This is a genomic window from Kineothrix sp. MB12-C1 (assembly GCF_030863805.1).
In the GTDB taxonomy this organism is placed as follows: Bacteria; Bacillota; Clostridia; order Lachnospirales; family Lachnospiraceae; genus Kineothrix.
The window spans coordinates 1,908,943-1,923,694 of the sequence record NZ_CP132957.1 but is presented as its reverse complement, the minus strand read 5'-3'; the positions used below and the strand labels follow the sequence as shown (position 1 = coordinate 1,923,694).

The following is a 14,752-nucleotide window of genomic DNA, read 5'->3' as shown; positions in this document are numbered from 1 at the left end:
ATGAAAATTTGTTATAATACTCCGGCTATGATTGCCAATAATGCATTGACGAGAAATGATAATAGGCTTTCTCAATCTTTGCAAAGATTGTCCTCCGGATTAAAGGTTGTGGAAGCGAAGGACAACCCGGCTGGAATGGCTATGGGAAAAAAGATGAATGCCCAGATAAAGGGAATCGGCGTTGCTTCTCAGAACAGTAGTGATGCTATTTCCGTTATTGAGACAGCCGACGGTGCGCTCGCTGAGGTTCACGATATCTTACAGAGGATGAATGAGCTCGCTGTTAAGGCTAGCACAGGAACGATGAGCGATGTGGATAGAGCAACGATCGAAGAAGAAATCATTCAGTTGAAAGAAGAAATTACGAGAATTGCTAATGATACACAGTTCAATGGACAGCCGCTTCTCAATGGTAATTTCGACTTGAAGGGCTATGCGAATGTTGACGGTGTAAAAGTGGGTTATTATTCCGATAGTGTAACTCCTGGGGTTTATTTGATTACAGATTTAGAAGTTGAATTTGATAGTGAAGGAAACGTAGTGTTCGATCCTCTGGCACCTAATCTCATTACGAACTTTGTTGCGGATCATTCGGGAACGCCGGCATTTCCTACGGATGCTAAGGTAACCGAAGTGATAGGAAATATTATTAAAATTACCAGTGCGGGAGATCCGACTTTTGAAGTTAATATAAAGGTTGTGGCACCGTCTACAGCAACGATACCGGGTGTAGTAGATTTTACCAGTACGGATGACCTGGAACTGGATATGACAGGCATCGGAGCGATGACCATGCAGGTCGGTGCGAATGAGGGACAGACATTGGATATCCGCATTCCTACGATAGCCTTGGAAGAAATGGGTCTTAAAGATTTGAGTATAGGTAATGTAGATGGTGCTTCGAAAGCAATTGATAGTGTAAACGGTGCGATTAAATATATTTCCAGCGCAAGAAGCCGTCTCGGTGCATACCAGAATCGTTTAGAGCATAGTATTAGCAGTCTGGACATTACGAGTGAAAATGTAACTGCTGCCTATTCCAGAATTATGGATGTGGATATGGCGGAAGAAATGACGGAATATACGACGATTCAAGTAATTTCTCAGGCGAGCATGTCCATGTTGGCGCAAGCGAATGAAAGGCCTGCACAGGTACTGCAGCTTCTGCAATAAGGAGAGGATGGTTCATGACAAAGGAACGGAAACAAGAATATACCTTGAGGATCACACAAGCGAATAAGACGCAGCTCATTACGATTTTATATGAAATGGTATTGGCTTACGTGGAGGAAGCAAAGGAAGCACATAATAAGGAAGATAGAATGGAATTTAGAGGTGCCATACGCAAAGCGAGAGGATGTGTCAACGAGTTGCTGGCTTCTCTTAATTTTGAACAGAGCCTTGCAATGAATTTCTTGCAGCTTTACTTATATGTGAACAGAGAATTGGCCAAAGCAGAGGTCCGGAATATCGCGGAGCCGTTAGGTCACATTGAAAAGGTGATCAACGGTCTTCATGGAGCCTATGTGCAGCTCGATGAAATGGATACGTCCGGACCAGTTATGGAAAATGTACAGACCGTATATGCGGGTTTAACATACGGTAAAAACAATTTAAATGAGAATCTAGCCGATCAAAACATTGACCGCGGATTCAGGGTGTAATTCTTCTTCAGGCAGCGAATTAATTTTTGCTGCCTGTTCTAATAAGAATTTATATCTTTTCAGAACAGAGTTCACCTCATAGATATAGCAGTCAATCAAGTCAGGATCAGTCACATTGTCAAAACCGGCATATGCATCTTCCAAGGCGCAGCGAGTTTTTTCTATATCAGCTAAAATACTATTTCTTTGCATTTCTTTTTCGCTGATATTCTGGTTGTGGCAGGGAGTCTGACTAAAGCATATTTTCATTCATACACCTCTTTTCGAAAACAAAATTTCACCAAAAATTTCCTCTTTTTCTAAGTATAGACACAATGAAAACAAATATTCATGGAATAAGAAAAAAGTACAGGTCATATATTGTATAATCAAAGTTATACGATTTTTGAAGGGAGTATCATTATGGATCATTATGCAGGCGCGATTATAATAGGCGCATCTTGTGTTATTGTTCTCCTGATAAGTGCATTCCGCAGAAAGAAGGAATGGGTCATCAATTTTATTCTTCGTGCAGTGACCGGTACCGTGGCTGCTTTTTTTCTTAATGGATTTCTCGTTTCCCAAGGAATTTCTATCGCAATAGGCATCAATCCGATTACTGTTTTGACGTCTGGAATTCTTGGATTTCCGGGGCTTATCGCACTTTATGGAATCAATTTATATGCACTTTTGTAGAGAATTAACAAAGTTCTACTTTTTTATCAAAAGTACTAGACAAGCCGTAATTTAGCCACTATAATTTTGATTACAGTTCAAACAAATCTTTAGAAGTAACAGTCTTAGGAACAGGACAAGCAGATTCAGTCATTGTCCAATCCGTTCCGAATTTCCAAACATCTTATTATACTTATTACTATATGCAGGAAGGGAGCGATGTGCATTATCTTTGTTATTTTTTTGCTGTTGATTGTATCGGTAGTTATGGACTTTCTATTCGATAAAATCTTTAATGGCTGGATTCTTATAATAATTATGACGGGTATGTCATATATGGCATGGAAGTCCGGAGTAGAAGGAATTTTAAATGCATTATTATCTATGATACTTCCTTTTATAATTTTATATCCGCTTTTTATGATAGGAAGTTTCGGGGCAGGAGATATCAAACTTTTATCAGCAATCGGCAGTTTCTTTACAGCAAGGGAAATTCTCTCTTGTGTCATGACAGCATTTCTAATGGGAGCAGTTTTTTCTTTTATCAAAATGGTTGCGGAAGGGAACTTTGTGCAACGCATGGAATATCTTTGGTCGTATGTCTGCGACGTATTCAGGAATAGGGAATGGAAGTTATATGAAGAGGAAATACAGGATAGGAAGGAGAGAAATAAAGGCAAAATACATTTTGCACTTCCGGTATTACTCGGTGCAATATTAGTAAAAGGGGGATGGTTTTTTTAATGAATAAAAAGATTCTGGCAATATGTGATGGGGAGGAAAAATATCTTCATCGCTTGATGGAATACATAGAAAGCAAAGAGGTGCTTCCGTTTACAATTTATGCTTTCACCGATATGGAGGAGCTTAAGAAGTTTAGCGACAGAAAAGAAATAGAGGTATTATTGATTGCTGAAAATACCTATAGCGAGGAAGTGAAAGAACTTGCGATCACCCAGATTATTCTTTTGAACGAAGGCGGGGAAGAGATTGGGAAAGGTATAAGAAATATTAATAAGTACCAAGCCTCAGAAATAATTTTTAGAGAAATCATGGAGGAATATAGCGGAGAGGTAAGCGGAATTTCAAGGAAACTGCGTACAAAAAGCCGAATGAAAATTATAGGCAATTATACACCTATAAGAAGGTGCATGCAGACGACTTTTGCCCTGACTATGGGGCAGGTATTGGCTAAGAAGCATAGGGTATTATATCTGAACTTCGAAAGCTATTCCGGCTTTAGTTTCCTGCTAAATAGAGAGTTCTGCGTGGATATTACCGATGTATTGTACTATTTCAATTGTGAGAGGGAAAAGTTGGCATATCGGTTTGCCGGAATGGTACAGTCGCTGAATGGAATGGATTTCATCCCTCCGGTAGTATCCTACCGGGATCTAAGCATGGTGGACGGGGAACAATGGCTGCGTCTGTTTCAGGAAATCGAAGAGATCTCAGACTATGAATATATGATTTTAGATTTGTCAGAACAAATACAGGGTTTGTTCGATATACTAAGGCAATGTTTTAAAATTTATACGATAACAAAAGAAGATGGATTGGCATTAGCTAAGATGAAGCAATATGAGGCAATGCTCCGCATGACTGATTATGAGGATATAGCCGTGAAAACAAGGAAATGGAATCTTCCCGTTTTCCACAGATTGCCCTATGGGTTGGAAAGGCTAACCCATGGAGAATTAGGCACTTATGTCAAGAAGGTTATCGAGGAAGATATTTATGAATCGACAGGATGAAATAAAAAAGAAGCTAAAGGAATTAATTCTGGAAAGAATCGATTATTCCAGAGAAATGCCCGATGCAGAAATCAAAGACATTATCGATCATTTGATGATAGAGGAGAGTAAGCGATATGGGATTGGATTAGAGGAAAGGAAGCGGCTGAGGCAGGAGCTTTTCTATTCTATAAGGAAGTTAGATATTCTGCAAGAACTTATAGATGACACGAGTGTCACAGAAATTATGATTAATGGACCTGACCATATATTTATTGAAAGGGAAGGCAGGGTGTTTGCTTATAATATGAGATTTGAATCCACAGAAAAGCTAGAGGATGTCATTCAGCAAATTGTTGCAGGTTGCAATCGTACCGTCAATGAATCCTCGCCCATCGTAGATGCCAGATTAGAAAATGGTGCACGCGTGAATGTGGTGCTAAGTCCTGTTGCACTGAATGGGCCTATTGTAACAATAAGAAGATTTCCGGACCGTCCGGTCATGATGGGAGATTTAATTAGATTTGGTTCTTTAACGCCGGAGGTTAGTATGGTTTTGGAGAAATTGGTGCAGGCCAAATACAATATCTTTATAAGCGGAGGGACAGGCTCCGGTAAAACAACATTTTTAAATGCGCTATCCTATTACATTCCTCAGGATGAAAGAATTATTACTATTGAAGATAATGCAGAGCTTCAGATCAGGAATATCTCAAACATAGTGAAAATGGAAACGAGAAATGCCAATGTAGAGGGCTGCAAAGAAATTACGATACGAGATTTAATTAAGACGAGTTTGCGCATGAGGCCGACTAGAATTATTGTGGGAGAAGTAAGAGGAGGCGAAGCTATCGATATGATGCAATGTCTAAATACCGGTCATGACGGATCGATGTCAACCGGTCATGGGAATAATTCTAGGGATATGCTATCCCGATTAGAAACAATGATACTAATGGGAATGGATCTGCCGATTCCGGCAATCAGGCAGCAGATTGCTTCCGGTATTGACCTTATCATTCATTTAGGGCGTCTTCGGGATAAAAGTAGAAAGGTTATGGAGATAGCAGAGGTTACAGGAGTTGAAGATGGAGAAATTAAGCTGTCGTCTTTATATTCGTTTGAGGAAGAAGGGGAGGATAGCAATGGTAAGGTAATAGGAATGCTTAGGAAGAGAGGAGAACTTATCCATGTGGAGAAACTTAAAGCGGCGGGAATTACTCTTTGATCATAGGATATCCAATAAAGATAAGATAAAAAGTATGATAGAAGGTGTAGGAATTATTATGTTACTTTCTCTTTTTTTCTATCGATCATTATGGGCGGTTTTATTCCTTTCGCCGTTGTTTTTCTTATATATCAAGGAAAAGAATAAATCCTTGGTAAGAAAGAGAAGGAGGGAGATAAAAGAACAGTTTAAGGATGCAATCCTATCCGTATCGGCGAATCAAAAGGCGGGATATTCTGTGGAAAATTCCTTTCGCCAGGCTTATGGAGATATGGTTCTGCTATATGGCAAAGACAGCCCTATATGTGAAGAACTTCATAATATTGTAATTGGTCTTGGAAATAACATTATTTTAGAGAAGTTATTATACGATTTTGCCAAAAGAAGCCGGACAGAAGATGTGTTGGAATTCGCTCAGGTTTTTGCCGCAGCCAAGAGAAGCGGAGGAAATATGACACAAATTATTGAAAAAAGTGTAACAGTTATAGAAGAAAAGGCGGAAGTTGAGAAGGAGATTCAGATACTATTAGCAGCAAAGCAAATGGAGCAAAAGATTATGAATGTGGTTCCTTTCGGAATTCTCCTATATATTCATGTGACATCAAAAGGCTATTTCGATGTGTTATATCATAATCTTCCAGGCATTATCATAATGACGATCTGCTTGGGTGTCTATATTATGGCGGTATTGCTATCGAGAAAGGTTGTCCATATTGAAGTATAAAGTTAGAGGAAGTATGTGAGCGGTAACGAATGCCAGGTATGTGGAAAAATATATATACATTGCGCAATACAGGAGGTGAGCGGTTGTTAAAATGATAATAATCTATGGGAGTGTTTTAATTGCCTATTTTCTTCTATACGGTATTGCCTTGAAACATAGGAAGAGTGAAAAGAGAGCCGTTGTACAGGGAAATCCTTTCGATTGTATAGCCCTATTTCTGTATAAGAAAATGCGGGATAGCCATCGGTTTTCTTTCAGAAAGGTGAAAGATTATCTGGCAATGCTTTACCCGGGTTCCCTTAATAGTCGTGTGGATGAATTTTATATGAAAAAGATTAGCCTCGTACTTCTTTTAGTTTTTGCAGGGGATGTGTTTGCCTTATTTCTTTATTTAAGCAGCCTAAGCGAAGGGATATTGGCAGACGGGAAGTATATACAGAGGAATACTTATGGGTTAGGAAGTATTGAGGCCGATTTACAGGCACAGATAACGGATAGTGAAATGGAGTATAAGCAGGATTTTAATTTTACAGTAAGTGAAAGGGAATATGAAAAAGATATAGTCATTCAGTTGGCAAAAGAGGTTTCCTCTTCGCTCCCTGGTATTATACTTGGAGATAATATTTCCCCGGAGGAAGTGAGGGGAAAATTGAACTTACCGGGAGAGGTAGAAGACTATCCCTTCCGAATAGAGTGGGATAGCGATAACTACGGACTTATATATACGGATGGTACCGTTAATTGTGAGGAGGTGGGTGAAGATGGAGAAATAGTTAATCTGACAGCAGTATTAATTTACGGCAGCTATAGGGAAGAGCATGTATTTGCTTTCCGTGTTTGCCCTCCTATTTATTCCAAGGAAGAATTACTGCAAAGACAAATTACTGAAGCCCTGGGGCAGCAGGAGAATATCAGCAGAAATAGTGAAAATATGAAACTGCCTGAATCTGTGGAAGGAGAGGGGGGAGTGAAGATACAATGGCAGGAGAATAAAGAAGATTATAGTTTTTATTTATTCATTCTTGCATGGATTGGTGCAGTCAGTATTTATGTTCTCTTAGATAATGATTTGGATAAAAGGGTGGATCAGAGAAATAAGCAGTTATTGTTAGATTATTCGGGAGTTGTAAGTAAACTCACCCTTTATATGGGAGCAGGAATGACAATACGCAATGCTTTTTATAGAACGGCTCAGAATTATAAAAAGAGAAAGGAACAGGATATTCAGGAAAAGAATAACATGCGCTATGTATATGAAGAGATGTTAATCACATGTTATGAATTAGATAGTGGAATTCCGGAAGCGACAGCCTATGAAAAGTTTGGGAAGAGATGCGGACTATCTAAATATATGAAGCTCAGCAATCTTCTCATACAAAACTTAAAGAAAGGAAGTAATTGTATTCTTACCGCCTTACAGCAGGAAACGATAAGTGCCTTTGAGGAAAGAAAAAATGTAGCCAAAAAGCTGGGAGAGGAAGCAGGAACGAAGCTTCTCTTTCCGATGATGCTCATGCTTGGCATTATTATGATACTTATTATTATTCCGGCATACTTTTCCTTTTCCATTTGAAAAGGGTGTGGAAAAAGTTTTGCAGGAATCTAAAAAGAGTGAACTGAAAGACAAATGAAGGGATGGACTGAAATTATGGGAAAAAAACTAAAAAACATAAAAAGTTTTTTATCGGAAGAAGATGGATTAGGGACGGTGGAAATTATACTTATATTGGTAGTGTTGATAGGTCTGGTAATTATTTTCAAGAAGCAGTTACAGACATTAGTAACAAATATATTTAAGAAGATTACGCAAGACAGCAACACGATCTTATCATGAAACATGGCTATCTTACCGTATATCTTTCTTTATCACTAGCCTTGCTATTATCTCTTATATTAACCCTCGTAGAGGGAGCTAGGATAAGTACAATCCGAATGGAGGCGGAATGTGTGGCGGATATTGGAATGAACAGTGTGCTGGCAGAATTTCATCGAGAGCTTTTAGAACAATATGATCTTCTTTTCGTAGATATGTCCTATGGAACGGCATCTCCTTCCATCGAGAGATCACAAGGACATTTAAGAGAATATATGCAGAAGAACTTTACGGTAGGGGAACGGGGAATTATTAGTTCGAGGGATTGGTTATCTTTGTCGGTTGACCGTTCTACTATTTCGGAATACTCGATAGCTTCTGATGAAAATGGTGATGTTATGCGGCAACAGGTACTTAAATATATGAAAGAAAGTACAGTGGAAGGAGTATTGTCGGAGGTTGTGGGACAAGTGATGGAAAATATCTCATTATTAGAGGAGGTTGGCCTGAACTCCAGAAATATTGAAGGGGAGAGAAATGATATCCAGGCACAGATTGATGCCATTGAGCTGCCTAAGGAGGAAAAGGAAGAAGAGGTGGTGGAAATTTCATTAGATAATCCGGCAGATAAGGTAAATGCCTACAGAGGAATCGGTATTTTGAGGTTATTGCTTAAGGATACTTCATCCTTATCGGAGGAGGTAATAAATGCAGATAATTATATCTCTCACAGATCGACAAAGAAGGGAACCGGACTTCACCCGGACGTAAAAAGGTCACAGGGGTTAACGGACAGACTTTTATTTGATTCTTATTTATTTGAGAAGTGTAGTAGGTATGGAAATACGTTGGATAAATCACTATTAAAATATCAAATTGAATATATTTTGGAAGGAAAGGAATCGGACTCTGATAACTTGGAAAAGGTGGCAAAACGGCTTTTGCTGTGGCGGGAGGTGGCTAACGTAATTTACATTTTATCAGATTCGGCAAAATGTGCGCAGGCAAGAGCGTTGGCCCTTACCTTAACGGCAGTGTTACAAGTTCCTGCCTTGGTAGAACCTGTAAAGTATTCTATTTTATTCGCATGGGCATATATAGAAAGCTTAAGCGATGTAAGATGTCTGCTGGATGGAGGGAAGATTCCCATTATGAAGACGAGCGCGGATTGGAAAACTGATATCGATAGCGTGGAAGATTTTGGAGGAAGTATACCTGAGAACGAAGGCAGAGGGAGAGGACTAAGCTATGAAGACTATTTAAGAATCATGCTGTTCCTTCAAGCGGATAATATTAAGAATATGCGCACTATGGATATTATGGAAATGGATATACGAAAAACTCCGGGAAATATATATTTTAGAATGGATGCTTGCTTTGATAGCTTTTTCGCTGAAATCGGAGTTTCCAGTGAGTTCGGATACTGTATGGATATTCAGAAAAGGTATGGATATTAGTAGCTGAGAAGGTACTGAACGGTTATGGATATTATTGGAAAAGGGTGTAAAAGGGGGAAGAATGATGTCCTTTTTTCGGACGGATAAAATCAAAAATCAAAAACATATGAAAACACAAGCATTTCTCCGGGCAAAAATCTTTATTACAAGTCTTTCTGACAATTGTCAGTTCTTAATTAGAAAGTCCGTAAAAAGGATATCGTTTTTCCCCTCTTTATACTGTAAGGCAAGCATGACGGTAGAAGCATCCATTGCTGTTCCCCTCTTTTTATTTTTCATAATTAATATATTACTTGCTTTTGATATGTTGCATTTACATAGTCGTATAGCGGGGGCTATGCATCAGACTGGCAACCAAATGATTTTTAGTGGATATGCATATAAAAGCGTGGAGGAGAAGGGGATATCTTTGGAAGGAATAAGCTCTGTTATTTTATCGGAAGGTTATGCCAGGGGTAAAGTAATTAGCTTGCTTGGTTCAGATTATCTGAATAACACGTGCCTTGAGGCCGGAACGGCTGGACTACACTTTATGAAGTCCTCTGTTATGAAAGAGAATGATGTGGTGGATCTCATCGCATCCTATCGTGTAAAGCCTCTTATTCGTACGATTGGATTTCCAAGCTTTCCTATGGAAAATAGATATTATGGAAGGGCATGGACTGGATATGATGTAGAAAATGGTTTGGGCGATAGAAATGATGAAGATCCTATTGTATTTGTGGCGGAGACGGGAGTGGTATACCATTTATCCCGAAGTTGCACTTATCTTTGCCCCTCGGTTGAAATGATTTCTGCATTTATGAAAGAAGATATTAGAAATGAGTATGGAGAAAAATATTATGCATGTGAAAGGTGCGGGGAAGGAGGTATTCCAGCCATATTGTATATTACGGGACAGGGGAATCGATACCACAACTCTTTGCACTGTTCAGGTTTGAAACGGACGGTTCATTCGATGCACCTTTCCGAAGCGGGAGGGAAGGGACGATGTTCAAAATGTGGCTAGGAGTAAAAGTGAATGGATATTCAATATATAGCAGCAATCATTTTTCTGGGGATATGTATGGTATTCGATTTATGGAAAAGGGAAATTCCTATTCTTTTGATAGGCGTGTTTGGAATTATTTCTTTGGTCGGTACCGTTATAATACAAGAATTTCATTGGCATGTATTTCTATATTCATTAATTCCCGGAGCAACAATGCTTGGGCTTAGTCTTTGTACTGGGGAAAGCATTGGGTATGGAGATGGATTTGTAGTACTTGTTCTAGGGATATTTCTTGGGTTTTCCAAATGTGCATTGGCTGTTTTGCTAGGTCTTTTGTTCTCGGCTATCCTTGGACTGGGATTACTCGTTCTTCAAAAGGTAAATGGAAAGAGCCAGATGCCATTTATTCCTTTTATTGCTATGGGATTGGGGGTTATACTGTTTGTCTGATTATTTTAAGAGAAAGGTAAATGGTTATTTAACGGTTGAGGCATCCATGATTATGCCATTAGTTATTTTTCTAATGGCATTACTAATATATCTTACCTTTTTTCTCTACAACAGGTGCGTTCTTTCGCAGGATGCTTATATCCTTGCCTTCAGAGGGAGTATCAGTGATAAAGAAGGAGAGAGTGAGATTCTTGAGTATCTGGAGGAAAGTGCCGGAATACAATTCGGGAATAAATATGTGGGAATGAAAGACTTGCACAAAAGCATTACGATAAGCAACAAAGCGGTAACTGTAAGAATACAAGGAAAGTCTGGAAAAGGATGGAATCTGGAAGCGATAGGGGAAGCCCATATAAGCGCCCCTGAGGAAACAATACGTAGAATTCGCCTGATAAAGAAGGCGGGCGAAAAATTTAAAGATAGAAGCGAGGATTAGGACATAGGAAAATATGTTAGATGCAAAATATTATAAAGATTTAAGTCATAATTATTTGATTTTAAAGGAGGATGCTGAGGGGGTAAAAAACGAATATCAAAATAGAATGCTCATAAGGAACCGAATGAGGACGCTCTTGCCTTGCAGTATAAGAAGCATTAATGATGAGGTATACTTTTATTATGAAATAAGTTCGAAGCAGAGTATCAAAATCTTCTATGAAAGTAGTGGCATAAGCTATAAGCAAGTTTATTGCCTGTTTGAATATATTTATGAGGCATCTAAGGAAATAAAGGAGTATTTGCTAGAGGATAATTATCTCTTGTTGTATCCGGAATTCATCTACATCAATCCGGAGGAGCAAACATATTTCTTTGTTTATTATCCGATAGAATGTAATGCGGAAGTTATACCTATTATGGGGCTTGCTGAGTTTTTGCTAGAAAGGACAGATAGAGAAGATGAAAAGTTAACCAATATCATATATAAAATATATGAGCGTATTCAGGATGGGAACTTCATATTACCGGAAATTCTTCTGTTATTTGATGAATCATGCGTAAATCGTATAAGTGAACCACATGTGGAGATGGGGCAAGAGATATTGCAGTCGAGGGAATACCGGGATTGTGAAGAGGTGGATAATCATATAATAAAGGGTGAATATGAAAAGGCTGATCCGGACAGTACAGGCCGAAGCAATGATATTCTATTGCGAAATGAAACAGGAAGAAACTTGCAGCACGTCGGAGAAGATGAAAGGACTTGGTGGGATGAGAAAGAGAGTGAGGAAGAAGAAAGTGCTGCGGAAATAAAAGGAAATATGATAATTTCTACGATATTATTGGTCTTATGTATCGGGGCGATTATTGGTATAATCTGTATCAGGTATTTTTATGTATTATCAATAGAAGAATCGATACTAACAATAGCAGGTATTATAACTCTTATTATTGTTTCTGCTTTTCTAATATTATCCCTTATTATGGCACCTATTCGGAAGAAAAATGGGTATACAAAGAAAGAGGTAGGTGAAGAGGAAGAAATACAGCCAGTAAATCAATATATGGCAGTAGATACTTATTTTAAAGAAAATATGGACAAGCGGTCACAAACCTCTTATGGGAGTACCGTTTTCATAGAATCTTCCTTATATAATTTGGAAAATAAACTATATGGCATTAATAAAGGCAATAAGTATCACATTGATTTAAATAAGTTGCCTTGTACCGTAGGAAAGATGGCGGGTAATGTGGATGTTGTAATTAAAAATGATACGATAAGCAGGATTCATGCACGTTTTATGAAAGAGGGAGAAATCATATATGTAACGGACCTTAATTCTACGAATGGAACCTTTAAGAATGGGTTGAGATTAGAACCGAACGAAACTGTTTCTATAGAGGCGGGAGATGAAATAAGATTTGGGAAAATGACATTTTGCTACCGATAATGTAAATTCATTGACACAAATTTACGAAAATGTTACCCTTTACCATAAGTATTCTATACTCACTAGTATCATAGTAGATAGGAGGTAGTATGGTAAAAGAGCAATTGGAACATTTTCTGATCCAGCAGGATTATAATAAAATTCCTTCCAGTCTGCCGGAATTTACAATTTATTTTCATATGGAAAATAACTATGTCAACGTTTTTCATATTATTGATTATAAAAATGAATTATATATTTCAGAAGATCAATATATTCATCTAAAGAAAAAGATAGTTGAACTGTTTCATGAAAAAGGAATTAGAGAGGTACATATCTTATCTTTGATTCTTAGTACGGACTATGAAAAGGCGAGAAAGCTGAGTAAGGGGGATTCGATGTGTTGGCTTATCGATCCGATAGAAGAGAGGCTTATCGTGTATGAGAACCAAATCAGTGATTTTTACGGTATGAAGGGAAAGTTGGAGTATTGGCTTGATCATATTTCTGAATTCGTGCCGGAGAAGGAAAAGGGTGATAAGAGGGAGAAAAGAAAAGCAGGCAATCAGCCCCTTATTACTTTTTTTATAGTCGCTGTTAATATCATTACTTATATAATATGTACATTTACAGGTGATTTGTTATATAATAAGGGTGCATTTAGTGCCACACATATAATCTATGATAAAGAGTATTATCGCATTTTATCCTCCACCTTTTTGCATTGGGATATCAATCATCTGGTGAGCAATATGCTTATTCTTTTCTATTTGGGGAAAGTGGTAGAGAAGTACTTCGGGCATGTAAAGTATGCAGTTATTTATTTAATCACAGGAATTTTTGGTAATCTTCTGTCAATGAGCTATGAAATATATACGCACGATTATGTAATATCGGTAGGAGCCAGTGGTGCTGTATTTGGAGTGATAGGCGCACTTTTGCTTCTTGTACTGGTTCATAAGGGGCGTTGGAATCAAATTACGTTGGGACGGTTAGTATTTATGATCTCTTATTCCTTATACAGTGGATTTGTGAGCAGTAACATTAATAACGCTGCACATATTGGTGGATTTCTAAGCGGAGTAGGAGTTGCATTCTTGTTATGGGTATTATTTTCGAATAAGAGGATGGAAAAGTTATAGTTTGATGAACGAAGATGTAGGGGAAAGGAATCGATGTAAATGAAAATCAATATTTATTATGGCGGCAGGGGGCTTATCGATGACCCGACTTTATTTGTAATTAACAGAATGCAGCAGGTATTGGAAGAGCTTCGGGTAAATGTGGAACGTTACCATCTGCTTGAACTTAAAAATAGTATTACGACGTTACCTCAAACCTTGAAAGAGGCGGACGGTATTATTCTGGCGACTACGGTAGAATGGTATGGAATCGGCGGGTTCATGCAGCAATTTTTGGACTCCTGCTGGCTCTACGGAGACAAAGAGAAAATCAGCAATATTTATATGTGCCCTATTGTTATGTCAACCACATACGGGGAGAGGGAAGGAAAGCTTAGCTTATCATCTGCCTGGGAGATTCTCGGAGGGCGCCCATGCAGCGGTATGTGTGGTTATGTTGCGGATACTTCATTGTTGGAAGTGAATCAGGAATATATTGCGATAATTGAAAAGAAAGCTGAAAATATGTACCGGACAGTGAATCAGAAGACGGTAAGCTTTCCGGCCAGCAATCAGACGATTCGCCAGATGACGTCCAAGGTTCAGATGGATTTGACACCTCAGGAAACAGAACAGCTATCTCAGTATGCTTCTGATGATAGATATGTACAGAGACAGAAAGAAGATATCCAAGAGCTGACCAACCTATTTAGAAATTTAATTGATAACTCCGATAGCGAAGAGAATGAAGGGATATTGGAGAGGTTTCAACAAAACTTCCGTCCGCAGCCTGGATTTAAAGCAGCTTATCGAATTGTAATAGAAGGACGTAAAAAGCAACTGATTATCAAAGTGGAAAATGCTGATTTGCAGTGTTATTATGGTACTTCTGATTATGCGGATGTGGAACTGCAGCTCAACGCACAAATTCTGGATGATATTATTTATGCGAGAATGACTTTCCAAAGAGCCTTCATGTCCGGGGTAATGAAATTGAAAGGTGATTTCAAAGTACTTCGTACCCTTGACCATCTTTTTGTATTTTAACC

The 14,752-nt window shown here is 38.4% G+C and carries 17 protein-coding genes; 16 read left to right on the top strand and 1 reads right to left on the bottom strand.

Translation table 11 applies throughout. The features are described 5' to 3' along the window. The gene (locus RBB56_RS08915; protein WP_306722014.1) at positions 1-1,173 is read left to right on the top strand and encodes a flagellin N-terminal helical domain-containing protein; all 1,173 of its coding nucleotides are present in this window, start codon (positions 1-3) and stop codon (positions 1,171-1,173) included. Positions 1,174-1,187: 14 nt separating this feature from the next. Next, positions 1,188-1,664, top strand: coding sequence for a flagellar export chaperone FliS (locus RBB56_RS08910; RefSeq protein ID WP_306722013.1), 477 nt, complete (start codon positions 1,188-1,190; stop codon positions 1,662-1,664). Here the strand turns inward: RBB56_RS08910 and RBB56_RS08905 are convergent. Continuing rightward, positions 1,626-1,913: a DUF2508 family protein gene (locus tag RBB56_RS08905; RefSeq protein ID WP_306722012.1), complete on the bottom strand. Its 288-nt coding sequence runs from the start codon at positions 1,911-1,913 to the stop codon at positions 1,626-1,628. The two genes, RBB56_RS08910 and RBB56_RS08905, sit on opposite strands and share 39 nt — an antisense overlap. Positions 1,914-2,066: 153 nt before the next feature. Here RBB56_RS08905 and RBB56_RS08900 point away from each other — a divergent pair, with 153 nt between their 5' ends. The 14 genes from RBB56_RS08900 to RBB56_RS08835 all read left to right on the top strand — a co-directional run bounded on the left by RBB56_RS08900 (position 2,067) and on the right by RBB56_RS08835 (position 14,750). Further along, on the top strand, positions 2,067-2,339 hold the full coding sequence (locus tag RBB56_RS08900) for a pro-sigmaK processing inhibitor BofA family protein (protein WP_306722011.1): 273 nt from the start codon (positions 2,067-2,069) through the stop codon (positions 2,337-2,339). Positions 2,340-2,537: 198 nt separating this feature from the next. Then, entirely contained in the window at positions 2,538-3,062 is a 525-nt protein-coding gene (locus RBB56_RS08895) for an A24 family peptidase (RefSeq protein ID WP_306722010.1), read from the top strand. Then, positions 3,062-4,072 (top strand): hypothetical protein, encoded by a 1,011-nt coding sequence (locus RBB56_RS08890; RefSeq protein WP_306722009.1) that lies wholly within the window; start codon positions 3,062-3,064, stop codon positions 4,070-4,072. Before RBB56_RS08895 ends, RBB56_RS08890 begins: the two co-directional genes overlap by 1 nt. Further along, entirely contained in the window at positions 4,056-5,279 is a 1,224-nt protein-coding gene (locus tag RBB56_RS08885; protein WP_306722008.1) for a CpaF family protein, read from the top strand. Before RBB56_RS08890 ends, RBB56_RS08885 begins: the two co-directional genes overlap by 17 nt. Continuing rightward, a complete protein-coding gene (locus RBB56_RS08880; protein ID WP_306722007.1) occupies positions 5,242-6,003 on the top strand; it encodes a type II secretion system F family protein in 762 nt (253 codons plus the stop codon). Before RBB56_RS08885 ends, RBB56_RS08880 begins: the two co-directional genes overlap by 38 nt. Positions 6,004-6,094: 91 nt before the next feature. Further along, positions 6,095-7,576 (top strand): immunoglobulin-like domain-containing protein, encoded by a 1,482-nt coding sequence (locus RBB56_RS08875; RefSeq protein ID WP_306722006.1) that lies wholly within the window; start codon positions 6,095-6,097, stop codon positions 7,574-7,576. A 75-nt stretch (positions 7,577-7,651) separates the two neighbouring features. Continuing rightward, on the top strand, positions 7,652-7,837 hold the full coding sequence (locus RBB56_RS08870) for a Flp1 family type IVb pilin (RefSeq protein WP_306722005.1): 186 nt from the start codon (positions 7,652-7,654) through the stop codon (positions 7,835-7,837). Beyond that, positions 7,834-9,273 (top strand): DUF5702 domain-containing protein, encoded by a 1,440-nt coding sequence (locus RBB56_RS08865; protein WP_306722004.1) that lies wholly within the window; start codon positions 7,834-7,836, stop codon positions 9,271-9,273. Before RBB56_RS08870 ends, RBB56_RS08865 begins: the two co-directional genes overlap by 4 nt. Before the next feature lie 358 nt (positions 9,274-9,631). Then, positions 9,632-10,282, top strand: coding sequence for a hypothetical protein (locus RBB56_RS08860; RefSeq protein WP_306722003.1), 651 nt, complete (start codon positions 9,632-9,634; stop codon positions 10,280-10,282). A gap of 12 nt (positions 10,283-10,294) precedes the next feature. Then, on the top strand, positions 10,295-10,714 hold the full coding sequence (locus RBB56_RS08855; RefSeq protein ID WP_306722002.1) for a prepilin peptidase: 420 nt from the start codon (positions 10,295-10,297) through the stop codon (positions 10,712-10,714). Then, positions 10,707-11,150: a TadE family protein gene (locus RBB56_RS08850; RefSeq protein WP_306722001.1), complete on the top strand. Its 444-nt coding sequence runs from the start codon at positions 10,707-10,709 to the stop codon at positions 11,148-11,150. The genes RBB56_RS08855 and RBB56_RS08850 overlap by 8 nt, the downstream gene beginning before the upstream one ends. A gap of 13 nt (positions 11,151-11,163) precedes the next feature. Then, the gene (locus tag RBB56_RS08845) at positions 11,164-12,603 is read left to right on the top strand and encodes a DUF6382 domain-containing protein (protein ID WP_306722000.1); all 1,440 of its coding nucleotides are present in this window, start codon (positions 11,164-11,166) and stop codon (positions 12,601-12,603) included. An 89-nt stretch (positions 12,604-12,692) separates the two neighbouring features. Continuing rightward, a complete protein-coding gene (locus RBB56_RS08840) occupies positions 12,693-13,724 on the top strand; it encodes a rhomboid family intramembrane serine protease (protein WP_306721999.1) in 1,032 nt (343 codons plus the stop codon). A gap of 39 nt (positions 13,725-13,763) precedes the next feature. Beyond that, positions 13,764-14,750 (top strand): SCP2 sterol-binding domain-containing protein, encoded by a 987-nt coding sequence (locus tag RBB56_RS08835; protein ID WP_306721998.1) that lies wholly within the window; start codon positions 13,764-13,766, stop codon positions 14,748-14,750. Positions 14,751-14,752: the final 2 nt, after the last annotated feature.

Excerpts from the sequence above, each read along its gene's own strand:
- RBB56_RS08855 (WP_306722002.1), top strand. The coding sequence starts at position 10,295 with ATGGATATTCAATATATAGCAGCAATCATTTTTCTGGGGATATGTATG.
- RBB56_RS08865 (WP_306722004.1), top strand. The coding sequence starts at position 7,834 with ATGAAACATGGCTATCTTACCGTATATCTTTCTTTATCACTAGCCTTG.
- RBB56_RS08885 (WP_306722008.1), top strand. The coding sequence starts at position 4,056 with ATGAATCGACAGGATGAAATAAAAAAGAAGCTAAAGGAATTAATTCTG.
- RBB56_RS08895 (WP_306722010.1), top strand. The coding sequence starts at position 2,538 with ATGTGCATTATCTTTGTTATTTTTTTGCTGTTGATTGTATCGGTAGTT.
- RBB56_RS08910 (WP_306722013.1), top strand. The coding sequence starts at position 1,188 with ATGACAAAGGAACGGAAACAAGAATATACCTTGAGGATCACACAAGCG.
- RBB56_RS08880 (WP_306722007.1), top strand. The coding sequence starts at position 5,242 with ATGTGGAGAAACTTAAAGCGGCGGGAATTACTCTTTGATCATAGGATA.
- RBB56_RS08915 (WP_306722014.1), top strand. The coding sequence starts at position 1 with ATGAAAATTTGTTATAATACTCCGGCTATGATTGCCAATAATGCATTG.
- RBB56_RS08875 (WP_306722006.1), top strand. The coding sequence starts at position 6,095 with ATGATAATAATCTATGGGAGTGTTTTAATTGCCTATTTTCTTCTATAC.
- RBB56_RS08845 (WP_306722000.1), top strand. The coding sequence starts at position 11,164 with ATGTTAGATGCAAAATATTATAAAGATTTAAGTCATAATTATTTGATT.
- RBB56_RS08840 (WP_306721999.1), top strand. The coding sequence starts at position 12,693 with ATGGTAAAAGAGCAATTGGAACATTTTCTGATCCAGCAGGATTATAAT.
- RBB56_RS08905 (WP_306722012.1), bottom strand. The coding sequence starts at position 1,913 with ATGAAAATATGCTTTAGTCAGACTCCCTGCCACAACCAGAATATCAGC.
- RBB56_RS08870 (WP_306722005.1), top strand. The coding sequence starts at position 7,652 with ATGGGAAAAAAACTAAAAAACATAAAAAGTTTTTTATCGGAAGAAGAT.
- RBB56_RS08890 (WP_306722009.1), top strand. The coding sequence starts at position 3,062 with ATGAATAAAAAGATTCTGGCAATATGTGATGGGGAGGAAAAATATCTT.
- RBB56_RS08900 (WP_306722011.1), top strand. The coding sequence starts at position 2,067 with ATGGATCATTATGCAGGCGCGATTATAATAGGCGCATCTTGTGTTATT.
- RBB56_RS08835 (WP_306721998.1), top strand. The coding sequence starts at position 13,764 with ATGAAAATCAATATTTATTATGGCGGCAGGGGGCTTATCGATGACCCG.
- RBB56_RS08860 (WP_306722003.1), top strand. The coding sequence starts at position 9,632 with ATGATTTTTAGTGGATATGCATATAAAAGCGTGGAGGAGAAGGGGATA.